The 21,728-nt window shown below is 71.7% G+C and carries 17 protein-coding genes; 7 read left to right on the forward strand and 10 right to left on the reverse strand.

All coding sequences use genetic code 11. From position 1 onward, the window contains the following. Nucleotides 1–35: 35 nt before the first annotated feature. Entirely contained in the window at nt 36–896 is an 861-nt protein-coding gene (locus ACWD3O_RS21250) for a spermidine synthase (RefSeq protein ID WP_451416944.1), read from the forward strand. A 74-nt stretch (nt 897–970) separates the two neighbouring features. On the opposite strand, the gene ACWD3O_RS21255 is transcribed toward ACWD3O_RS21250, so the two are convergent. The 4 genes from ACWD3O_RS21255 to ACWD3O_RS21270 all read right to left on the reverse strand — a co-directional run bounded on the left by ACWD3O_RS21255 (nt 971) and on the right by ACWD3O_RS21270 (nt 5,799). Then, nucleotides 971–2,422, reverse strand: a complete 1,452-nt coding sequence (locus tag ACWD3O_RS21255; protein ID WP_451411130.1) for a GH1 family beta-glucosidase — start codon at nt 2,420–2,422, stop codon at nt 971–973. A 105-nt stretch (nt 2,423–2,527) separates the two neighbouring features. Continuing rightward, entirely contained in the window at nt 2,528–3,451 is a 924-nt protein-coding gene (locus ACWD3O_RS21260; RefSeq protein WP_451411129.1) for a carbohydrate ABC transporter permease, read from the reverse strand. A gap of 12 nt (nt 3,452–3,463) precedes the next feature. Then, the gene (locus ACWD3O_RS21265) at nt 3,464–4,474 is read right to left on the reverse strand and encodes a carbohydrate ABC transporter permease (RefSeq protein ID WP_451417007.1); all 1,011 of its coding nucleotides are present in this window, start codon (nt 4,472–4,474) and stop codon (nt 3,464–3,466) included. 5 nt (nt 4,475–4,479) lie between these two features. After that, a complete protein-coding gene (locus ACWD3O_RS21270; RefSeq protein ID WP_451411128.1) occupies nt 4,480–5,799 on the reverse strand; it encodes an ABC transporter substrate-binding protein in 1,320 nt (439 codons plus the stop codon). A gap of 419 nt (nt 5,800–6,218) precedes the next feature. Between ACWD3O_RS21270 and ACWD3O_RS21275 the strand changes: the two genes are divergently transcribed. Beyond that, the gene (locus ACWD3O_RS21275; RefSeq protein ID WP_451411127.1) at nt 6,219–7,286 is read left to right on the forward strand and encodes a LacI family DNA-binding transcriptional regulator; all 1,068 of its coding nucleotides are present in this window, start codon (nt 6,219–6,221) and stop codon (nt 7,284–7,286) included. 93 nt (nt 7,287–7,379) lie between these two features. On the opposite strand, the gene ACWD3O_RS21280 is transcribed toward ACWD3O_RS21275, so the two are convergent. Beyond that, the gene (locus ACWD3O_RS21280) at nt 7,380–8,561 is read right to left on the reverse strand and encodes an endonuclease/exonuclease/phosphatase family protein (protein WP_451416945.1); all 1,182 of its coding nucleotides are present in this window, start codon (nt 8,559–8,561) and stop codon (nt 7,380–7,382) included. Nucleotides 8,562–8,814: 253 nt separating this feature from the next. On the opposite strand from ACWD3O_RS21280, the gene ACWD3O_RS21285 reads away from it, so the two are divergent. From ACWD3O_RS21285 to galU, 4 genes are read left to right on the forward strand one after another with little or no spacing between them, the layout of a single operon-like run. Continuing rightward, entirely contained in the window at nt 8,815–9,846 is a 1,032-nt protein-coding gene (locus tag ACWD3O_RS21285; protein ID WP_451411125.1) for an NAD-dependent epimerase/dehydratase family protein, read from the forward strand. A 27-nt stretch (nt 9,847–9,873) separates the two neighbouring features. Next, nucleotides 9,874–10,818 carry a UbiA prenyltransferase family protein gene (locus tag ACWD3O_RS21290; RefSeq protein WP_451411124.1) on the forward strand — a complete coding sequence of 315 codons (945 nt, stop codon included), beginning with the start codon at nt 9,874–9,876 and terminating at the stop codon, nt 10,816–10,818. Continuing rightward, the gene (locus tag ACWD3O_RS21295; protein WP_451411123.1) at nt 10,815–11,927 is read left to right on the forward strand and encodes a glycosyltransferase family 4 protein; all 1,113 of its coding nucleotides are present in this window, start codon (nt 10,815–10,817) and stop codon (nt 11,925–11,927) included. Before ACWD3O_RS21290 ends, ACWD3O_RS21295 begins: the two co-directional genes overlap by 4 nt. Further along, a complete protein-coding gene (galU, locus tag ACWD3O_RS21300; protein ID WP_451411122.1) occupies nt 11,924–12,832 on the forward strand; it encodes a UTP--glucose-1-phosphate uridylyltransferase GalU in 909 nt (302 codons plus the stop codon). The genes ACWD3O_RS21295 and galU overlap by 4 nt, the downstream gene beginning before the upstream one ends. A gap of 72 nt (nt 12,833–12,904) precedes the next feature. Here galU and ACWD3O_RS21305 read toward each other — a convergent pair whose 3' ends face one another. From ACWD3O_RS21305 to ACWD3O_RS21325, 5 genes are all read right to left on the reverse strand, one after another. Next, the gene (locus tag ACWD3O_RS21305) at nt 12,905–14,674 is read right to left on the reverse strand and encodes a BTAD domain-containing putative transcriptional regulator (RefSeq protein ID WP_451416946.1); all 1,770 of its coding nucleotides are present in this window, start codon (nt 14,672–14,674) and stop codon (nt 12,905–12,907) included. 174 nt (nt 14,675–14,848) lie between these two features. Then, nucleotides 14,849–15,847, reverse strand: a complete 999-nt coding sequence (locus ACWD3O_RS21310; RefSeq protein WP_451411120.1) for a glycosyltransferase family 2 protein — start codon at nt 15,845–15,847, stop codon at nt 14,849–14,851. Between the two features lie 837 nt (nt 15,848–16,684). Then, nucleotides 16,685–17,602 (reverse strand): oxidoreductase, encoded by a 918-nt coding sequence (locus tag ACWD3O_RS21315; RefSeq protein WP_451416947.1) that lies wholly within the window; start codon nt 17,600–17,602, stop codon nt 16,685–16,687. A 25-nt stretch (nt 17,603–17,627) separates the two neighbouring features. Then, nucleotides 17,628–18,641, reverse strand: a complete 1,014-nt coding sequence (locus tag ACWD3O_RS21320; RefSeq protein ID WP_451416948.1) for a glycosyltransferase family 2 protein — start codon at nt 18,639–18,641, stop codon at nt 17,628–17,630. Continuing rightward, on the reverse strand, nt 18,634–19,872 hold the full coding sequence (locus ACWD3O_RS21325; protein ID WP_451416949.1) for a hypothetical protein: 1,239 nt from the start codon (nt 19,870–19,872) through the stop codon (nt 18,634–18,636). Before ACWD3O_RS21325 ends, ACWD3O_RS21320 begins: the two co-directional genes overlap by 8 nt. Before the next feature lie 434 nt (nt 19,873–20,306). On the opposite strand from ACWD3O_RS21325, the gene ACWD3O_RS21330 reads away from it, so the two are divergent. Continuing rightward, entirely contained in the window at nt 20,307–21,662 is a 1,356-nt protein-coding gene (locus tag ACWD3O_RS21330; protein ID WP_451416950.1) for an MATE family efflux transporter, read from the forward strand. Nucleotides 21,663–21,728 lie beyond the last annotated feature (66 nt).

A 21,728-nucleotide genomic window follows, 5' to 3' on the forward strand; every position in this document is an offset into this window, starting at 1 on the left:
CCGACGGCCGTGCCGCGGGGGAGGACAATGGGCGCATGGGCAGGAAGGTACGGGGCGGCGCGGCCGCGGTGGTGGTCAGCGCGGAGGTCGACGGAGGCACCGCCGAGCTGGTGCCGGACCGCGAGCGCCCGCGCGCGTGGACGCTCACCGTCGACGGGGCGCCCCAGTCGCACGTCGACCTGGACGACCCCGCCCACCTCTCCTTCACCTACCAGCGCCGCATCGGCCACGTCATCGACCTCGCGGCCCCGCCGGGCAGGCCGGTCAACGCCCTCCACCTCGGCGGCGGCGCATTCACCCTGGCGCGGTACGTCGCGGCGACCCGCCCCCGTTCCACGCAGCAGGTGGTGGAACGCGACGCGCGCCTCGTGGAGCTGGTGCGCCGGGAACTGCCCCTGGACCCCGCCGCCCGGGTGCGGGTCCGTACCGCGGACGCCCGCGCGGGCCTGGCCAAGGCCCCGGACGCCCGGGCCGACCTGGTCGTCGCCGACGTGTTCGGCGGCGCCCGCACCCCCGCCCACCTCACCTCCGTGGAGTTCCTGGACGAGGTGCGCCGCGCCCTCGCGCCGGGCGGGCGGTACGTGGCCAACATCGCCGACGGCGCCCCGCTCGCGTTCCTGCGCGGTCAGATCGCCACCGCCGCCGCCCGCTTCGGCGAGCTGGCGCTGATCGCGGAACCCGCGGTGCTGCGCGGGCGGCGTTTCGGCAACGCCGTACTGGTCGCCTCCGACGCGCCGCTGCCCGTCGCCGAACTGACCCGCCGCGCGGCCGGCGACCCGCACACCGCGCGGGTGGAGCACGGCCCTGCCCTGCTCGACTTCACCGGCGGCGCGGCCCCCGTCACCGACGCCACCGCCGTGCCCTCCCCGGCACCCCCGGCCTCCGTCTTCCGCTAGGGCCCGGGAAAACGCAAGGCCGGGCCGCACCTCGCGGGGCGGCCCGTCCCCTCGCGCGGGCCGCCCCGGTGGCCTCAGCCGGCGTCCGGCACCGGGTCGGCGAGCGGCACCGGCTCGGCGAGCGTGCCGGTCCGGGCGGCCTGCGCGTACCACAGGGCGCTCGCCTTGGGGGTGCGCTCCAGCGTCTCGTAGTCCACGTAGACCATGCCGAACCGCTTCGAATAGCCGTACGCCCACTCGAAGTTGTCCAGCAGCGACCACAGGTAGTACCCGCGCACGTCCACGCCGTCGGCCATCGCCCGGCGCACGTTGGACAGGTGGGAGTGCAGGTAGGCGATGCGGTCGTGGTCGCGCACCTGGCCGTCGGCATCCAGCCGGTCGTCGTAGGCGGCGCCGTTCTCGGTGATGTAGAGCGGCAGGCCCGGCGCCTCGCCGTCGTAGCGCTTGAGCAGGTCGTACAGGCCGGTCGCGTCCACGCTCCAGCCCATCGCGGTCTGCTCGCCGGGGATCTGGTGGAAGACGACGTCCTCGGCGCCCGGCCACGGCGAGTGCGTGCCGGTGCCGTGCGCGTCGGTGCGGGGGGCGTCGGCGGGGGCCGAGCCGGCGTGGCCCACCAGGGCCGGGGTGTAGTAGTTGAGGCCCAGCGCGTCCAGCGGCTGGTGGATCGCCTTGAGGTCGCCCTCCTCGACGAACGACCAGTCGGTGACCGAGGCGGTGGCGGCGAACAGGGTCTCCGGGTACGCGCCGTGCAGCATCGGGCCGTGGAAGATGCCGTTGGCCAGGTCGTCGATCCGGCGGCCGGCCTCCAGGTCCAGCGGGTCGTCGGACACGGTGCGCACCACGTGCGAGTTGAGCGCGACCGCGACCGTGTTGCGGGCCGGCATCGCCGCGCGCAGCGCCGAGGCGCCCAGGCCGTGCGCCAGGTTGAGGGTGTGCGCGGCGCGCAGGGCGAGCTCGCCGTCGGTGCGGCCGGGGGCGTGGACGCCGGAGCTGTAGCCCAGGAAGGCCGCGCACCACGGCTCGTTGAGGGTGATCCACCGCTCCACCCGGTCGCCCAGCGCCTCGCCGACGATCGCGGCGTACTCGGCGAACCGGTACGCCGTCTCGCGGGCGGGCCAGCCGCCGGCGTCCTCCAGCTCCTGCGGGAGGTCCCAGTGGTAGAGGGTGACGGCGGGGGCGATGCCCTTCTCGAGCAGCTCGTCGACCAGGCGGCGGTAGAAGTCCAGGCCCTTCTGGACGGCCGGGCCGCGGCCGGTGGGCTGGACCCGGGGCCAGGCGACGGAGAACCGGTAGGTGTTGAGGCCCAGGTCCGCCATGAGGGCGACGTCCTCGCGGTAGCGGTGGTAGTGGTCCACCGCGGTGTCGCCGTGCTCGCCGTTGTGCGTCTTGCCGGGCGTATGACTGAAGGTGTCCCAGATGGAGGGTGTGCGGCCGTCCTCGCGGACCGCGCCCTCGATCTGGTACGAGGAGGTGGCCGAACCCCAGAGGAAGTCGGAGGGGAAGGAGACCTGAGCGGAATCGGGCATGGAAGCGCTCCCATGAGTGGTCACGGCGGGGACCGTGGGCGGAAGGGGAAGGAAGGGCGGGAGGGCGCGGGGCCGGTCACGTGGCGGACCGGCCCCGCGGCACGGTCAGCCCTTGACGGCGCCCTGCATGATGCCGCCCACGATCTGCTTGCCGAAGATCAGGAAGACGAGCAGCAGCGGCAGCGTGCCGAGCAGCGCACCGGCCATGATGAGGGCCTGGTCGGGGGTGAAACCGCGGCCGAGACCGGCCACCGCCACCTGCACGGTCGGACTCCCGTGCTGGGTCAGGACGAGGAACGGCCAGAGGAAGTCGTTCCAGGTCTCCACGAACTTGAGCATGGCCAGCACCGCCATGGCGGGCCGGGCCACCGGGAAGACGATGTGCCACAGGATGCGCCAGGTGCTGGCGCCGTCCACCCGGGCGGCCTCGACCAGTTCGTCGGGCAGTGCCTGCGTCAGGTACTGGCGCATGAAGAACACGCCGAACGCGTTGATCAACGACGGCAGCAGCACGGCCTGGAGCTGGTCGGACCAGTCCAGCTTGGCCACCATCATGTACAGCGGGATCACGCTGAGCTGCGGCGGCACCATCATGGTGCCGATCACGACGAGCAGCAGCGCGTTGCGGCCCTTGAAGCGCAGCTTGGCGAAGGCGAAGCCGGCCATGGCCGACAGGAAGCACGTCACCAGCGCCGAGGTGCCCGACACGAAGGCGGTGTTGAGGAAGGCCTCGCCCAGGTTGGCGTCCTTCCAGGCCACGGCGAGCTTGTCGCCGAGGTTGGAGCCGAACCACAGGGGCGGCGGCGTCTGGGCCAGCCGGGCGTTGTCACGGGAGGCCGCCACCGCCGTCCAGAACAGCGGGAAGAGCGAGCCGAGCGTGAACACGCCGAGGATCACATAGGTCAGCGGGCCCGCGTGGAAGTGGCCGCCGGCCCGGGCGGAACGCGGTCCGCGGGTCTTGCGGGTGGCCTTGGCGTCCGGCTCCTTCCGGGGCGTCGGTTGCTGCGGCGGGGTCAGGGTCGTCGTCACGGCCGGGTCTCCTTAACTACTGGCGCGCAGCCGGCGCGAGATGACGGAGTTCAGCAACCCGATCACGATCAGGATCGCGAACATCGACCAGGCGATCGCCGAGGCGCGGCCCAGGTGCTGGTTCACCCAGCCCTGCTCGTACAGGTAGAGGCCGAGGGTCTGGAACTGGTGGGTCGAGCCGCCCGAGGCGCCCTTGCTGGCGTCGAAGAGCAGCGGCTCACCGAAGATCTGGGTGGCGCCGATGGTGGAGACCACCACGGTGAACAGGATGGTCGGCCGCAGCGAGGGCAGCGTCACGTGGACGAACTGCCGCCACCGGGAGGCTCCGTCGAGCGCCGCCGACTCGTACAGGTCCTGCGGGATCGCCTGCATCGCCGCCAGGTAGATCAGCGCGTTGTATCCGGTCCAGCGCCAGATGACGATGACGGAGACCGCCAGCTTGGACGCCCAGCTGTCGTTCTGCCAGTCGATCGGGTCGAAACCGACGAGGCCCAGCGCCCAGTTGATCACGCCGTAGTCGCGGCCGAAGAGCATCACGAAGACCAGCGCGGCCGCCGCCACGGAGGTGGCGTACGGGGCGAGCATGGCGACGCGCCAGAAGGTCGACGCGCGCAGCTTGTAGTTGAGCAGGTGGGCGATGCCCATCGCCATGGCGAGCTGCGGGACGGTCGAGATGACGCCGATGATCAGGGTGTTGCGGGCCGCGTTCCAGAAGAACTCGTCGTCGAAGATGCGGGTGTAGTTCCGCAGGCCGGCCCACTCCATGTCGGTGGGCGCGGTCAGCTCCACCGAGTGGAGCGACGCCCAGCCTGTGTAGAGCAGCGGGAACAGGCCGAAGGCGATGAACAGGACGAAGAACGGGGCGACGAAGGCGTACGGGCTCCAGCGCAGGTCCCGCTGCCAGCGGCGGGACAGCTTGGCCCGGCGCCGCTCGTCGTCCGGGGCGCTGCCGGCCGGGGGCGAACCGGCCGGGGCCGCGCCCCCCTTGACGGGGGACGCGGCGACGGAGTGCCGGGAGGACATACCGGTCACTTCTCCAGGTTGTTGTCGATGGTCTTGACCGCGTTGGACCAGGCCTGCTCGGCGGTCTTGCCCTGGCTGATCAGGATCACGCCGTTGTCGGTCAGACCCTGCTGGATGATCTGGTCCTTCGGGCCGATGACCTGCTCCGGGGCGGTCTTGGCGGCCGCGGCGAAGATCTCGCCGATCGGCGCGTCACCGGTCATCTTGTTCTTGGCGCCCAGGACGTCGTCGCCCTCGTAGGTGGACGGGGCGCTCGGGAAGGACCCGCGCTTGGCGAAGAGCTTCGCCTGCTGCTCCGGGGCGGTCAGCCACGCGGCGAGCTTGGCGGCCGCCTCGGTGTTCTTGCCGGCCTTCGGCACGGACAGGAAGGAGCCGCCCCAGTTGCCGGCCTTGGGCGCCTTGGCGACGTCCCACTTGCCCGCGGACTCCGGCTTCGACTTGCTCTCGATGTAGCCGAGCATCCACGGCGGGCAGGACGGCATGGCCGCGAACTGGGAGTTGGCGATGGTGGTGTCCCAGGCGGGCTGGAACTGGACCTGCTTGCCGATCAGGCCCTCCTCCGCGGCCTCCGCCGTGAGGGTGAAGCCGTCCTTGACCGCCGGGTTGGTCTTGTAGACGACATCGCCCTTGGCGTCGTAGAACTTCTCGGACTCACTGGAGAGGACGGCGTTCAGCAGGCCGCCGGGAGAGTCGATGAAGGTGACGCCCTTGGGGGCGTTCTTCTGGAAGTCGCGGCCGACGTCGATGAACTTCGCCCAGTCGCCCTCCCACAGCTTCGAGAGCTCCTCGCGGTCGGTCGGCAGGCCGGCCTTCTCGAAGAGGTCCTTGCGGTAGCAGACCGCCATCGGGCCGATGTCCGTGCCGAGGCCGACCGTCTGCCCGCCCTTGGTGGTGCCCTGCTGCCACTTCCAGTCGAGGAAGTCGCCCTTCTTGCCGTACTTCGAGAGGTCGACCAGCTTGTCGCCCTGGGTGGCGGTGATCTCCGCGATGTTGCCGACCTCGACGCCCTGGATGTCCTGGAGGCCGCTGCCGGTGGTCAGGTGGTTGACGAGCGCCGGGTAGTAGTTCTCGTTGCGCTCGATCACCGTTTCCTTGATCTGGATGTCCGGGTTCAGCTTCTCGTACTCGGCGTAGAGCCCCGCCTCCTTGAAGCCGAACGTGCCGAACAGACCGAGCGTGATCACGGTCTTGCCGTCGGCGCTGCCGGACGAGGTGCTCTCCTCGTCCTTGCCGTCATCGGCGCAGCCGGCCAGCAGCCCGGCGCCGAGCGCCGCGACCGTGGCGAGAACCACTGCCCGGGAGCGGGCGGTTCGAATGGCGCGCATGGTCGTCCCTCCTGATTGCCCTGACGTGCCGACCCCCCGGGCCAAAGGCCACTGGCGGCCTCTGATCTTCCTGCTGCGGCGCGGGCGGGGAACGCGTGGGTTGGGTTTGGGTCAGGTAACGTGGAAGCCTATGGGAGCGCTCCCAGTGGTGATGTCTTGAAGAGTCCCGGGTCGCGGCAGGGGTGTCAAGGGAAGTGACGCCGGGATCTTGCGGGGGTTATCAGTGTGTTACCGAATGGGGAGAACCCGGTCAACGGGAGGGGTGCTCGCGATACTTGGTGCTCCGCGCGTAGACCGGTTCTCCCCGCTGCGGCCGGCAGGACCGGGAGCGCTCCCGGTGCGGGACGGACGGCGGTCGGCCCCGGCGGGGGCGGGCACGGCTGTTAGATTCCAGGATCGGTACGAACAGGAGGCGGCGGATGGCGGGTCACGGACGGGGCCGAGGCGGCGGGCGACCCACCCTTGAGGAGGTCGCGGCCCGGGCGGGCGTCGGCCGCGGCACGGTCTCGCGCGTGATCAACGGCTCGCCCAGCGTCAGCGAGACGACCCGGGCCGCCGTGGAGGCGGCGGTCGCCGAACTCGGCTACGTGCCCAACACGGCGGCCCGCGCGCTGGCCGCCAACCGGTCGGACGCCATCGCCCTGGTGGTCCCGGAGCCGGAGACCCGCTTCTTCGCCGAGCCGTACTTCTCCGACATGCTGCGCGGCGTCGGCAGCGCCCTCTCGGACACCGAGATGCAGCTGCTGCTGATATTCGCGGGCAACGACCGAGAGCGGCAGCGCCTCGCCCAGTACCTGGCCGCACACCGGGTGGACGGTGTCCTGCTGGTCTCGGTGCACGCCGACGACCCGCTGCCCGACATGGTCGCCGAGCTCGGCATCCCCGCCGTCATCAGCGGCCCCCGCTCCGCGGACGAGCCGCTGGCCTCCGTCGACTCCGACAACCACGGCGGCGGCCGCTCCGCCACCGCGCACCTGATCCAGCGGGGCCGTCGCCGGATCGCCCACATCACGGGGCGCCTGGACGTGTACGGCGCCCAGCGCCGCGCCGAGGGGTACCGGACCGCCCTCGCCGAGGCGGGCATCGAGGAGGACGAGGGGCTGATCGAGCCCGGCGACTTCTCGGAGGAGGGCGGACGCCGTGCCATGGCCGCGCTGCTGGAGCGCCGGCCGGACCTGGACGCCGTCTTCGCCGCCTCCGACGTCACCGCGGCCGGAGCCCGGCAGGTGCTGCGCGAGGCGGGGCGGCGCATCCCCGAGGACGTGGCCCTGGTCGGCTACGACGACTCGGTGATCGCCCGCCACATGGACCCGCCGCTCACCAGCGTGCGGCAGCCGATCAGCGGGATGGGCCGGGTCATGACCCACCTGCTCCTGGAGGAGACGTCCACGGCCCCCCGCGGCCCGCGGCCGGCGTCGCTCTCCCCCCGGGCCCGCCGCCCGCAGACGGTGCTGCCGACCCAGCTGGTGGTCCGCCAGTCGTCCTGACCGGGCGCCGCCCGCGGACCGCCCCGGGAGCGTCCTCGCCCGCGCGTCACGCCCGTGCCGGGCCGGGGGCCCGGGCGCCGGGCCGGAGGCGGGTCAGCGGGGCCAGAGCGTGATGCTCTGGGCCCGGTGGTCGGAGAGGCCGCGGGAGTCGAGCAGCTCGTAGCGCGACACGGCGACGTCCGAGGTCGTGAAGAGCCAGTCCAGCCGCCACCACGGCCTGCCGGTCTCCCAGGAGACCGGATAGAGCGACGGGAGCACCCGCGTGTGGTCGACGAGCCGGTCGGGGATCATCGACCTGATGCCCATCGAGGGCGAGGTGTTGAGGTCGCCACCGAGAACGATCCGGTTGGTGTTCCGCTCGACGTCCTCCTGGAGGGCTCGGTAACTGGCCCTCCGCATTTCGTGGTTGAGCCGATCGACCTCGAACATGCTGCCCTCGGGGCCGTTCTGGAGCCGCATCATGCGCTGCGGCGGCTGGAACAGGTGGGAGTTGTAGAAGGACACGACCTCGCCGTCGACCAGGATGTCGGTCCGCTGCGTCTGCGAGGAGTAGAAGAGGGGCCGGCTGCGCAGTGCCGCCGGGACCGCCTTGAGATCGGCCGGCAGCCACCGGGTGGTGTCCAGCCAGCTGCGGCCCACCACCGGGAGGCGGGAGAGGGTGACGTTGCGTCCCTCGATCACGACCTCGTAGCCGGGGAACTCCCGCCGCAGCCGGTCGAGCTGATCGATCGCGCGGGCCTGCGCCCAGTGCGTGCGGGTCATGTCCACGCGGGCGTACTCCTGCAGCATGTAGACGTCGGCACGCTGATCGCGGAGGAACGCGTAGAAGTCGTCGGTGGTGTGCGGACCACCGGGCTGCAGGTCCTGATCCCAGTACTGGGTGTTCCAGGTGAACAGCTTGACCGCCTCGGGCGGTGCCGGCGGCGGCGAGTACCAGAGGGACCCGAAGTTGAGCCCGGAGCCGCCGATGCCGAGCACCAGCGCGAGCACCGGCACGGCGGTCAGACGCCACCGCACGCGCGGCGCCAGCTGCGCCACGCCCGCCAGGACCGGCGGTACGAGGGCGAAGGCCAGGGGCGGCACCAGGTCGAAGGTGCCCCACCAGTAGAACCGGTTGCTGAGCAGGCGGTGCAGCACGACGAAGGCCAGCCACGCGACGCAGAGGAAGATCGCGAGGCGGGCGCGCAGGCCGAGCCGGCCCGCCGGAGCCCCGCGGTCCGGGTCCGGCTGCTCGCCCGAGGCGGTGGACGTTTCGACAATCGCGGTCTCGCTCACGGACTCACACTTCTCCCCGGTGATCGGTGCTGTCGGTCCGCCGAGTCTCGCACCGGGACCTTGCCCCGGTCTTGGAGCCGCCGCCAAGACCGGGGCAATCGACCGGCCCGTACATTCCGTCCTGGTCCGGCGGACGAGCCGACGAGAGCGGACGCCCGTCACCCGTGGCCGCGGCACAGGACAGCGAGCAGGTCCTCCTCGGCGCCACGGCGCCACGGCGCGTGCGGCGCGTACTCGACGGAAGGGACGCGAGATGAACATTGTCGTCACCGGGGCGGCCGGGATGCTCGGCACCGCCCTGCTGACCCGGCCCTGGCCCGGCGTCAGCTGGACGGGCGTCGACGTCCGTCCCCTCGCTCCACGTGCCCGTGACCGCGCCCGGTTCGTCCGGGCCGACGTCCGGGACGCGGAGGCCCTGGCCAAGGTGTTCCGCGACGCCGACGTGGTCGTCCACTCGGCCGCCGCCCTGCCGAGCCACCGGGCCGAGGACATCCGCTCGGTCGACGTGGACGGAACGGCCGCGGTCGTGGAGGCCGCCCGTCGCGTGGGCGTGCAGCGCCTCGTGCACATCTCGTCGACCGCCGTATACGGTCTGCCCCGCCACTGCCCCACCCCGGAGGACTATCCCTGCGAGCCGGTGGACCCGTACTCCGCCGCCAAGCTGGCCGCGGAGGAGGTCGTTCTGCGGGCCCGGAGGCAGGGGCTCTGCGTCCCGGTGCTGCGGCCCAAGACGTTCCTCGGCCCGGAGCGGCTGGGGCTGTTCGCGATGTTGTTCGAGTGGGCCGACGAGGGGCGCAACTTCCCCCTGCTGGGAGGCGGCCACGCCGCTGCCCAGATGCTGGACGTGGACGACCTCTGCGACGCGATCCGGCAGGCGTGCGAAGGGCCCGACGACGCCGTGAACGACACCTTCAACATAGCCGCCGCCGAGTTCACCTCGCTCCGTGACGACTTCCAGGCGGTGCTGGACGAGGCGGGGCACGGACGCCGGGTCGTCACCGTTCCGGTCGGGCCGGCCGTCGTGGCGCTGCGTGCCCTCGCGGCCCTGCGCCTCTCCCCGGTGTACCGGCGGCTGGTGCACAAGCTGACCCGTGACTCCTACGTGTCGCTGGACAAGGCGCGCGACCAGCTGCGGTTCGCCCCCCGGCTCAGCAACACCGAGTCGCTGCTCAGGACGTACCGGTGGTGGCAGAGCACGGGCCACACGCGCCGGGGCGCCGCCGGCCGTACCCACCGCGACCCGTGGCGCCAGGGAGCACTGAGTCTCACCAAGGCATTTTTCTGACCGACCGGCATGAAAGGGGAGACGCTCGTGGATCACTACGTGGAAACGGACAGGCTCGCGCTCGACGCCGTGGGACCGCCGATCGACACCGGGCGGCTGAGACAGTTACAGGCCTACGTGGCCCTGCTGCGGCCACGCCACTGGCTCAAGAGCGTCCTGGTGCTGGTGATCCCGGTGACGGCCGGGCCGGCCGCGCTCCCGCACCTCGCGCCGATCGGCCTGACCCTGCTGGCGTTCCTGTCCGCCTCCTCCGCCGTGTACGTCCTCAACGACCTGCGCGACCGTGCGGCCGACCGGCTGCACCCGGTGAAGCGGCTGCGGCCGATCGCGAGCGGAGACGTGGGCGTCCGGGGCGCCCAGGCCGTGCTCACCGCGCTGCTGCTCGCCACGGCGGGACTGCTCCTGGCCGTCCCTCCCCTGGCCGCACTGGTGCTCGGGTCCTACATCGCCATGAACATCTGGTACACCCTGACCCTCAAGCACCAGCCCCTCGTCGACGTCTCCGTGGTCGCCGTCGGCTTCGTCCTGCGGGTGCTGGCCGGAGCGCTCGCCGCCGGTCTGGACATCCAGCCGCTGCTGCTCATCTGCGTCTACTGCGCCTCCGTGGCCCTGTCCCTGGGCAAGCGACGACACGAACTGGCCGATCCGCGGGTGACCGGGGAGAAGCACCGGCCGGCGCTGTCGGCCTACACGGTGCCCTTCCTGGACCACGTCGTGGTCCTGAACCTCGTGGCGGCCCTGGTCTGCTACGTGGCGGCGCTGTGGCAGCTGGAGGCACCGTACGGAAAGGCGGGAGCGGCGCTCAGCTTCCCGTTCGCGGCGTTCCACGTCACCCGCTACCTGCAGATGCTCATCGTGGAGCGCTCCGGTGGCGACCCGGTCGAGGACCTCGTGCGCGACCGGCAGATGCGACTCAACTTCGGCCTGTGGCTCACGGTCCTGGCCGCGACCTTCCTGGCGAGTGCCCTGTGACCTACGACGTCTGCATCGCGGTCAACTACTACGCGCCCTACGTGAGCGGCCTGACCGAGACCGCCCGGGTCGTCGCCGAGGGACTCGCCGCCCGCGGGTGGAAGGTGGCCGTCGTCGCCACCCGCCACGACCCGGCACTGCCGTCGCGCGAACGCCTCGGGGGCGTGGACGTCCACCGGTGCCCGGTCGTCGCCACGATCGGCCGCGGGCTGGTCAGCCCCTCGTTCGCCGCCACGGTGCGCCGGATCTCCAGGCGTTCGCGGGTGCTGCACCTGCACCTGCCGATGCTCGAGGCCGGTCTCATCACGGGGCTGCGGCCGGAGGTCCCCGTCGTGTCGACCTACCACATCGACCTCTGGCTTCCGCCCGGTCTGGTGGCCCGGGCCGCGACAGCGGCGGTGCGGGTCTCCTCGGCGATCACGCTGCGCCGCTCCGCGGCCGTCGTGGTGAACAGCGACGACCAGGCCGAGCACTCCCGGATGTGGCCGTCGCTGCGCACGGCGAAGCGCTTCCCGATAGCCGCCCCGTGCCTGGACCGGCGAGGGGGATCACCCGGGTACCGCACGACGTCCGGGCCGCACATCGGCTTCCTCGGACGCATCGTGGCCGACAAGGGGCTGTCCTACCTGCTCGCCGCCTTCGACGACATCACCGACCCCGACGCCCGGCTGCTGATAGGCGGCGACTACCTGACCGTGGCGGGCGGCAGCGTCATCGACGAGGTCCGCCGGGCCGCCCGGCGCGACCCCCGCATCAGCATCCTGGGGCTCCTGCGGGGACAGCAGATCGACGACTTCTACGCCTCGATCGACGTCTTCGCCCTGCCCTCGGTCGCGGAGTCCTTCGGGATCGCCCAGGCCGAGGCGATGATGTGCGGCGTCCCCTCGGTCACGACCGACCTGCCGGGCGGCCGCTACCCCGTGACCGCCACCGGGATGGGCGCCGTCGTCCCGCCGCGCGACCCCGCGGCCCTGCGCGACGCCCTCCTGGAGACGCTCGCCTGGGACGCGTCCGTGAGGGAGCGCGGCGCGGCACGCGCCAGAGACCTGTTCGGTTCGGAGAGCTGCCTCGACCGCTACGAAGCGGTCCTGAAAGGAGTCCAGGCGTGAGCCACGCATCCGGGCGAGGACCCAGGGTCACCAAGGCGGTCGTCCCCGCCGCCGGACTCGGCACCCGTTTCCTGCCCGCCACGAAGGCCACCCCCAAGGAAATGCTGCCGGTGGTCGACAAGCCCGCGATCCAGTACGTCATCGAGGAGGCCGTCACGGCGGGCCTCTCGGACGTCCTCGTGGTCACCGGGCGGAACAAGCGCTCCCTCGAGGACCACTTCGACCGGAACCTCGAACTCGAGGAGGCCCTGCGCCACAAGGGCGACATCGCCAGACTCGACGAGGTGCGGGCCTCCGGCGAGCTGGCCGACATCCACTACGTCCGCCAGGGGGCACCCCGAGGCCTCGGCCATGCCGTGCTGTGCGCGGAGGCGCACGTGGGCGACCAGCCCTTCGCGGTGCTGCTCGGCGACGACATGATCGACCCGCGGGACCCGCTGCTCAGCCACATGATCGACGTGCAGCGGCGGCACGGAGGCAGTGTCGTCGCCCTGCTGGAGGTCGACCCGTCCCAGATCCACCTCTACGGCAGCGTGGCGGCCACCCCGTGCGGCGACGACGTCCTCATCACCGGCCTGGTGGAGAAGCCCCGGCCGGCGGATGCCCCCAGCAACCTCGCGATCATCGGGCGCTACCTGCTGGACCCCGGCGTCTTCGAGGTGCTGCGCAAGACGGAACCGGGACGCGGCGGCGAGATCCAGCTCACCGACGCCCTGCAGGCCATGGCCGCCGACCCGTCCCTGGGCGGGCCCGTCCACGGTGTCGTCTTCCGCGGCCGCCGCTACGACACCGGTGACCGTGCCGACTACCTGCGGGCCACCGTCCGCCTGGCGTGCGGGCGCGCGGACCTGGGACCGGACTTCAGGGCCTGGCTGCGCGAGTTCGTCAGGCACGAGATGGTGTGAGGACCGACCGGCGCCGGACCGGTCGCGGACGGGCTGCCGCGACCGGTCGGCGCCGCCGAGGACCCGAGCCGTTCAGCACTCCTGGGCGAACAGCCGCAGGAGATCGTTCATCTGGTAGAGGCCCGGAGCGACCGTCTCCAGGAGCTGGGCGTCGACCAGCCGCTCCAGGAACAGCTCGGCGCGCGCACTGGACTCGCTGAGCAGCTGCGCGGCGTCCGACAGGGTCACCACCGGCTGGCTGTACCCGCTGAGCACCTTGAAGGCCTGTGCGGCCGCGCGGTTGGCCGGGTCGGCGTTCTCGTTCAGGCGCTGGTAGGAGCCGGACAGACTGGCCCGCATGCCCATGCCTTCGATCTCGAGGTTGTCGAGCCGCCGTGCCTCGTCGGCCAGGCGGGAGTGCAGCTCGGCGAGGGGCCAGCTCGGTCGGGCCGCGAGGCGGGCCGCCGCGGTGGTCACCGCGAGCGGCAGGCACTGGCACAGCTTCACGATCGCCGCGGCCGTGGCGGGTTCCGCGGCGACGCGCTCGGCGCCCGCCAGCCGGCCGAGGAGCGTGACGGCCTCGTCCACCTCCAGCGGCCTGACGGGTAACTGGCCGACCCCGCCCAGTGCCGCCAGCGGCTGCCTGCTCGTGACGATCACGCCGCACCCCGCCCCGTGCAGCAGCAACGGCCTTATCTGGTCCGAGTCGGAGGCGTTGTCCAGCACCAGGAGCATCTTCCGCCCCGCCACCAGGGAGCGGAGCTGGGCGGCGGCCTCGTCCGGCTGCATGCCCGGCGGCGGCGCGTCCGCGCCGAGGGTGCGGAACAGGCGGGCCAGCGCCTCGGACGGCGTCAGCGGTGGCACACCGGTGCTGCTCCCGCCGAGCTCGACGTAGACCTGGCCCTCGGGGAAGTGATGGGCGAGCTGGTGCGCGGCGTGGATGGAGAGGGCCGACTTCCCGACGCCGGCGGCTCCGTGGACGCTCACCAGCGGGGCCGCCGCCCCGGGGCCCACCGCGGTGAGCGCGTCCCGGAGCCAGGCCAGTTCCTCGGTGCGGCCGACGAAGTGCGCCACGTCGCTGGGGAGCTGCCGGGGCAGCGGCGCCGACCGGACGGTGACGGGCCGGTGGTGGGTGTCGAGATCGCCGCGTAACAGGGCCATGTGCACGTCCCGCAGCCGCGGGCCGGGCTCGTGCCCCAACTGCTCGCCGATCCGCTCGCGCACGGTGGCGTAGTACTGCAGCGCCTCGGAGGTGCGGCCGAGCGCGCACAGCGCGCGCATATACCACTCCGCCAGTGGTTCGGCGAGCGGATGGGAGCTCAGGAGCTCGACCAGCCGGTCGGCGACGACCTGGCCGTTGCCCAGGCGCAGCTCCGCGGCGGCCCACTCGCTCGCGACGCCCACGAACTGTGACGCGGCGTTCCGGCGGACCGTGCCGGCCCAGTAACCCGCCAGGTTCGCCAGCGGCTGTCCACGCCAGAGGGCCATCGCCTCACGCAGGGCGAGCAGACGGAGTTCCGGGTCGGCCACGCGCGCGCCGTCCGCGAGGGACGCGATGCGGTGCAGGTCCACGTCCTGCCGGTCGATCTCCAGGATGTAGCCCTGCGCGTTCTTGACCAGGGCGACCGGTCTTTCCCGGGGGCCCTCGGTACGCGCCGCCTCGGCCAGGAAGTTCCGGAGCCGGGTGATGTGGGCGTAGAGGGCGCTGTGCGGTGCGTGGGGCGTGTCCTGACCCCAGACCCGTTCGGTCAGGACGTCGATGGAGACGGGGTTGCCCGCGTCGACGGCCAACGCCGCCAGCACCAGGCGCCGCTGCTGCGGCCCCACATCCACCGACCGGCCGGCCACTTCGACATGTATCAATCCGAGCAGGCCAACTTTCACTGTCTCCCCCTAAATACAAATGAACTGGTGTCGCGCCCGGTGTGGTGTGGTGTCGTGCCAGTGCCAGTGCCAGTGCCAGTGCCAGTGCCAGTGCCAGTGCCAGTGCCAGAGCCGGTGTCGGCGCGGGTGCCGGTGCCTGGGACCGGGCGCGGATCACGCGGCCGCGGGAACCGTGCGGTAACGCCGCCGGAAGGCGGGATCGACGAGATAGCGCAGCGCCCCGGTCGCACCGCCCGCCGAGACGGCGAGGCCGTAGAGGTAGTTCAGGGCCGTCGTCACCAGGACCACGCGCCACCCGGCGGCGCGCCGGACGTAGCCCAGCAGCGGGAGGTTCACCCAGAGGAACCACGCGAGGCCGGCCGCGGGCAGGACCGCGAGGGCGGGCGTGAGGAACGGCAACGCCAGGGTCGCCGTGGTGAGGGTGATGGCCAGGATCTCGGGCGGCCGGTGCAGCGCCTCCCGCTCCGGCTTGAGATCGCGCTGCAGGAGGATCAGGGGCACCAGCGAGACGGCCCGGCCGAAGCGCTTGCGGAGCACCGAGGACATCCGGTCGTCGTCGTCGTGGTAGCCCACGACATCGACCGCACGGGCCACCGGGAAGTGCTCGGCGATCCTCAGGCCGTACTCGTGGTCCTCGTTGGCCCACTGCCCGGTGAGCCGCTCGTCGAAGCCGCCGATCGCCTCGACGACCCGGCGGCGGATCGCCCCGACCGCGAAGTGCCCGGTGAGCACGGGGCGGGGCTGAATCTGCCGGAAGTGCCCGTGCAGGACCTGCACCTGCTCGACGATGCCGTCGTTCACGAGCGGCCGGTCCCCGTAGACACCCCAGACGGCGCCGCTCGCGGGGTTCTCCTCGAAGACGCGGACGGCGTTCGCCACGGCGTCCGGCGCCAGGGCGACGTCGGAATCGAGGAAGAAGAGGACATCGCCGTTGCTGGCGGCGATGCCGCGGTTCCGTGCGATGCCGGCGCCGGAGTTCTCGGCCAGCCGGACGACGGTGCAGTCGTACCTCTCGGCCACCGAGGCCGTCTCGTCGGTGCTGCAGTCGTCCACGACGATCAGCTCGACACGTGCGTACGTCTGGGCGAGGACCGACTCCACGCACAGGGCGATGGTCTTCGTGCTGTTGTAGCAGGGGACGATCACTGACACGAGTGCGCGTTCAGAACCAGTCACGTTCGCTCCACGGCAATGAGGCAGACGCCTCCGGGGTAAGGGCAAGTCGAGTGCTTCCTGCGGGTCTGTAGGCGGCCGGCCGTGCAGCCGGGCGCCGTACGGCGGGTGTCCTCGGGGCGAGGTCTGCCTCACCGTGTCAACAGGGTGATCTCCCGGGTCCGACACGAGGCGGACGCGCGGTGGGAAGGGGCGGAGGGCCGCCGCATGCGTGTCGGCGACCCCGGCGGCCGTAAGTGTGCTGTTCCCATCGAGTCACCTTCCGGGCCGTCGAAGGACGAGTCCTGATGAGGGAAACGCGGCGTCGTCGACGCATCTCTCCGTCAATCAGGTCGAGCGCCCCGCGCGGCGCCGAGGGTTGGCTCGGCGGCGGCCGCCAATCGACGGGACACTCGGTGGACCATGCCTTCGCGACAGAATTCTATCGATCTGGGTGCGTAGTCGACCAGCATATTTCGAGTTCGGTACGCGGAGGGCGTCCTCTCGGTTCGAAAGTGGTAAGGAAATTAACTCCGGGACGGGCCTGTCCCGTGATCGGCAATCCGGCCGCCGGACCTGCCCGGGCGCAATGCGCGAGTTCCCGGCCTTGGGTGACCGCGGTACCGCACGAAGAAGTCCCTGTCCGTGAACAGGGACTGTGGCGCCACGGCGCCGGCCGGTGCGGTCGTGACGCGGCGTGGGCGCGCGGCGGTTTTGAGGACCGCGGGCGGCGTCCGGTCCGGTGCGCGGACCGGACGCCGCCCGGCGGGCGACGCTACCGGGCCGGAACCGGCGCACCTCCTGTCGCGCCGTGACGCGGCGTCACCGTCGGCGAGGTCATCGTGGGCCGGAGCCGTCCGCCGCGGCGAACGCGTCCACCCCGGTCAGTTCGGCCGACAAGGCCCAGAGCCGGGCGGCCTGCTCGCGGTCCGCCGGCTGGTCGAACCGGCGGGTCACGACGCAGTGCTGCAGGTAGGAGCCGCCCGCCTCGGCCAGCTCCGGCGAGGTGGCCGCCCACACCTGGGTGGCGGCGCCCTGCTCGGGCGCCCGGAACTCGGGCAGCAGGGGCCTTCCGGCCTCGTCGATCCAGCCCGCGGCGATCATCTCGTCCTTGGTCAGGTGCCGCTGGAGCGGTGTGAGGATGTATCCGGGGTTCACCGAGTACGCGTGCACGCCCGCCGCGCGGCCGAGCAGATCGAGCTGGGCGGCGAACAGCGCGTTGGCGAGCTTCGACTGCGCGTAGGCCGCCCACCGGTCGTACCCCTGCTCGAAGTGCACGTCGTCCCACTGGACGGTTCCGGTGGGGCTGACGCCCGACGAGACCGCCACCACGCGCCCGCCCTCGGCGATCGCCGGGAACAGCCGGTTCACCAGCGCGAAGTGCCCGAGGTGGTTGATCGCGAAGTGTGCTTCCCAGCCCGGCCCGACCCGTGTCTCCGGTACCGCCATGACGCCGGCGCTGGTGATGACGATGTCGATGGTGCGGCCCGACGCCAGCAGGCGGTCGGCGAAGCCGTTCACGCTCTTCAGATCGGCGAGATCCATCTCGTCGACCTCGGCGGCCAGACCGTGGAGGGCCTCCCGCGCGACGTCCGGGCGGCGGGCCGGCACCACCACCTGCGCGCCGGCGTCCACCAGCGCCCGGGTCGTGGCCAGGCCCAGACCGGAGTAGCCTCCGGTCACCACGGCCAGCTTTCCGTGCAGGTCGACCCCGGCCAGCACGTCCGCGGTGGAACTGTCGATGGTTAAGTTCATGCTTTCCTCAGCCTTGTGGGGATGGTCAAGCGGGGGTGTTCACGCCGTAGAGGCGACGCACCGAGCCGGGAAACAGCACACCCTGCAGGATCCCGATGCCGGCGGCGATCGCGGATGTCAGCGTCACCAGCAGGTGAAGGAGCGCGAACCGAAACCCGAACAGCATGCCATGGTGCCGGTACGCGTAGGCGTAGGTTCGCCAATCGAGTGCCACGCCGACGGCGAGCGCCACGGCCGTCGCGAGCAGGGCCGGGGGCCCGAGGAACAGCACACCCAGGAGGCTGAGCGCCGCGGCGAGGACGAAACCGCTGCCGAGCGCGCGGTAGCTCGTGCCGGCGCCGCCCGGCATGGCCCGCAGCCGCACCCAGTTGGGGGCGCCGATCCGGGTGCGCTGGAACACCTTCGTCAGCATGACGCGCAGCGTGCCGTCATGGTCGTGGCGGCCGCGGATGGCCGCGGTGGCCCACACCGCGTAGCGCGCGTTGAGGCGGAAGCCGTAGTCCTGCTCCTCCGTCCAGCGCAGCCGGTCGTTGAACGGACCGATCTCGCGGAACACGGAGGTCCGGATCGCGAAGAGCGCCGAGTGCAGGCCGGGGATCGGACCGTCGATCTCGGTGAACCACACGTACTGCTGGATCGCCCGGTACTTCTTGACGAAGCTGTCCGGGAACAGCGACTCCGCCTGGTACATGCCGCAGATGGCGCCGAGGCCGGGGTCGGCGTCGAGGAACTCCACCGCCTTGGCCACCGCGTCGGGAGCCAGGGCGACGTCGGAGTCGACGAAGAAGAGCACCTCGCCGCGTGCCGCCTCCGCCCCGAGGTTGCGGGCGCTGGAGACACCGCGGTTGACGGGGCTCTCCAGCACCGTCGCTCCCGTGCGACGCGCGACGGCGACGGAGTCGTCGGTGCTGCAGTCGTCCGCCACGATGACCTCGACGGCGGGGTAGGTCTGCGCCTGGGCGGCCTCGATGCAGGCCCCGAGGGTCCGGGCGTAGTTGTAGTTCGGAATGACGATGGAAACCAGTGGTACCTCAGCCATTGCTCCTCCGGATCATCTTCTCGTCCGTGGACGACGTGCGACGGGGCGGTGGCGAACCTAGCCGTGCACCGCTTGGCCGTACCTTGTCCCCGCTTCCGGGCCGCCCGGACGCATGTGCCGCCCGGGCACTCGCGCGCCGCCGCAGGACCTCGGTCACCGCCAGACCGGCACCGCCGGTGACGAGTTCGCTCACCGCCACGACCAGTCGGCTGACGACCGCCACCGCGGCCGCCGCCGGCAGCGGGAGGACCGTGCCGAGCGCGCCCACCAGGATCACCTCCCGCACCCCCAGCCCGTCGGGTGTGAAGAACGCGAACACGCCGGCGGTCGCGCCCAGGGCGAACGCGCCGACGCACAGGGGAAGCGCACGGGCGGCCGGGGCGCCCAGCGCCATGGCGAGACACCACAGGTGGAGCCCGCCGAACAGCCAGGAGACCGCCTGCACCAGCACGTTGCGGCGGATGACCCCTCCCGGCAGGGTCACCGCGGGCGGGGGGCGCCTGCGCAGCCGTGCCACCCAGGTGGCGGCGTCGTTGACGAGCCGCGGCCGCAGCAGGAGGGCCACGAGCGGCACGAGCGACGCGGACACCAGCCAGAGCTGCGACCCGCCGAGCACCTGCGGCCCGGCCACCATGCCGGCGGCGGCCGCGGTCAGCAGCCCGATCACCAGCGTCAGCAGCCACGCGGTGGCCGTCCGGGCAGGCGGTACGCCCATCGCCTGCCCCATCCGCACGCTCAGCACGAGGCCGAAGACCTTGCCCGGCACGTACTTGGCGAACTGGCCGACGAAGAAGATCTGCGCGGCGCCCACCGCTGTGAGCCCGCCGCCGTCGGCCCGGGGCGCGACGTCCGCGCTCGCGGCCGAGAGCATCGACCACCAGGCGAGCAGGGACGCCAGTAGAGCGGCGACGTTGGCCAGCAGCGCCAGTCCGATCCACAGCGCGAAGGACTCCGGCGGCCGGCCGCGCATCGAGGTGGCCAGGACGGACCAGTCCTGACCGCGTACGAACCACACCACCGCCGCGGCCATGCCCAGGAACAGCACAGCCGTCAGCGTGCGCCGGAGCAGCCCGCCCGAGCGGGAGCCCGCCTCCTGGACCTCCTGGACCTCCTGGACCTGGTGATTCTCCTGGACCTCTTGGACCTCTTGGACCTCTTGGACCTCTTGGACCTCTTGGACCTCTTGGACCTCTTGGACCTCCTGGTTCTCCTGGGTGTCCGCCCTTTTCATCGACCCGCACCATTCGACTGGATCACGCCGTCGACTGTAGGGAGCGGTTCTTGGCGAGTCCTTGTCCGTCACGCTCCGGGGTCCCCGGCGTCCCCGGTGGCCGACGGGAGGCGGTGAGGATCGGCCATGCTGGCCCGGTCGCGCCGTCACAGCCCGTCAGCGACGTGGGCGGGCGACGCGCCGCCGCCTTAGTGGGTTCGTCTGGTTTACGGCTGTTTTCGCTGCACCTCGACGTCGCGGCGAGTGACGTCGACGTGTCCTCACCGGACCCGTCGCCTCTGGCCGAAGACTGGAGTGCGGGCGCCCCGGATGTGGAACACACTTCCGGATCGGTGCCGCGTGTCGATACTCTTCGGCGCGTTCGCATTCGCGGCAATTCGGGGGCCGGGTTCCGGTCGGGGGGAAACGGGGAAAGCATCACCGTGCCGTCAAAGGTGAATATCGGGGTTCTCTCCCTGAGCTGGCCGATATTTATTCAATTAGCCTTCACCTATTGCATGGGTCTGGTGGACATCTGGGCCCTGGGAATGGTTTCGGATGCCGCGGCGGGGTCCGTGGGATCGGTGAACACCGTCACGACATTCGTGCTGATGATGTTCTCCTTCATGGGGCAGGGCGGCAGCCTCGTATATGCCCGAATGCTCGGGAAGGGGGACGTCAGGAAGGCCCAGGAGTGTTATTCGGTGGCTCTGGGCCTCCACGTCCTGCTGGGTGTGGCCGTGAGTGCCGCGCTGTACCTGTGGGCCGAGGACGTGGCGGGGCTGCTGGGTCTCCGGGGGCAGCACCTGTCCTACGGCACGACCTTCCTGCAGATCGTCGGCGGAAGCTGCCTGATCCACTCGCTGGTGGCGATGCTGGGCGGCGTGCTGGCCGCGAACGGCCGCACCCGGGCGGCGATGTACGCCGCGATGTTCACCAACGTCGTCAACATCGTCCTGATCGGCTTCCTGGTCCTGCTCCCCGCCGGGCCCCAATGGGGCGTCCGGGGTGTCGCCCTGTCCACGGCGCTCGCCACGGGAGCCGGTCTGCTGTTCAGCGTCTGGCTGGTGCTGCGGCACGTCCGGATCCGGTTCCGCCGGCCCGCCGACGCGCGGCAGGTGAAGGCGCATGCCGCGCTTCTCGCCGCCGTCTCGCTGCCCACCATGCTGGAGCCGGCGTTCTGGCAGGGCGCGCAGATCGTCACCACCCGGATCATCTCCGCGATCGGGGACAGCGAACTCGCCGCCCGCATGTACACGTTGAGCATCACGAACATGATCGGCATGGTCTCGTCCGCGCTCTCCCAGGGCCTGCAGATCACGGTCGGCTACCTCGCCGGGGCCGGAGACTGGGAGCGCATCCGGAGGGTCTCCCGGGCGACCCGTCTCGGGGGAGTCGTGGCCGCGTTCGTGCTGGCGCTCGCGGCCGCGCTGTCGAGCGGCGTGATCATGGACGCCTTCACCGATTCCCCGGACGTCGCCGAGGCGGGCCGGCTCCTCCTGTGGTGCGGTCTGCTCTACCTTCCGGGCTCCGCGCTCATCATGACCACGGCGAGCAGCCTGCGGGCCGTCGGCCAGGTCAACTACCCCGCCGTGACCGGGATCCTGGTGCTGTGGGGTGTCTTCATCCCCCTGGCCTACGTCCTGTCTCTGCCGCTCGGTCTCGCCATCCTCGGCGTGATGATCGCCATGACGGTGGACGAGAACCTCAGGGCCCTGCTGCTCAGCGTCCGGTGGCGCCGGGTCTCCGCGGCACCCGGGACGGAGCCGGTGGCCGAGAAGGCGAAGGAAGCCCCCTCGGTCGGCATCTGAGATGTTCCGTCACCCCCGTACCACCGCTCGTGCGCCCCGTCCGTCCGCCTTCCTGTTCCTCCCTCG

The sequence above is a fragment of the Streptomyces sp. NPDC002640 genome, from assembly GCF_053592575.1.

Excerpts from the sequence above, each read along its gene's own strand:
- ACWD3O_RS21250 (WP_451416944.1), top strand. The coding sequence starts at position 36 with ATGGGCAGGAAGGTACGGGGCGGCGCGGCCGCGGTGGTGGTCAGCGCG.
- ACWD3O_RS21255 (WP_451411130.1), bottom strand. The coding sequence starts at position 2,422 with ATGCCCGATTCCGCTCAGGTCTCCTTCCCCTCCGACTTCCTCTGGGGT.
- ACWD3O_RS21265 (WP_451417007.1), bottom strand. The coding sequence starts at position 4,474 with ATGTCCTCCCGGCACTCCGTCGCCGCGTCCCCCGTCAAGGGGGGCGCG.
- ACWD3O_RS21270 (WP_451411128.1), bottom strand. The coding sequence starts at position 5,799 with ATGCGCGCCATTCGAACCGCCCGCTCCCGGGCAGTGGTTCTCGCCACG.
- ACWD3O_RS21275 (WP_451411127.1), top strand. The coding sequence starts at position 6,219 with ATGGCGGGTCACGGACGGGGCCGAGGCGGCGGGCGACCCACCCTTGAG.
- ACWD3O_RS21285 (WP_451411125.1), top strand. The coding sequence starts at position 8,815 with ATGAACATTGTCGTCACCGGGGCGGCCGGGATGCTCGGCACCGCCCTG.
- ACWD3O_RS21315 (WP_451416947.1), bottom strand. The coding sequence starts at position 17,602 with ATGAACTTAACCATCGACAGTTCCACCGCGGACGTGCTGGCCGGGGTC.
- ACWD3O_RS21320 (WP_451416948.1), bottom strand. The coding sequence starts at position 18,641 with ATGGCTGAGGTACCACTGGTTTCCATCGTCATTCCGAACTACAACTAC.
- ACWD3O_RS21325 (WP_451416949.1), bottom strand. The coding sequence starts at position 19,872 with ATGAAAAGGGCGGACACCCAGGAGAACCAGGAGGTCCAAGAGGTCCAA.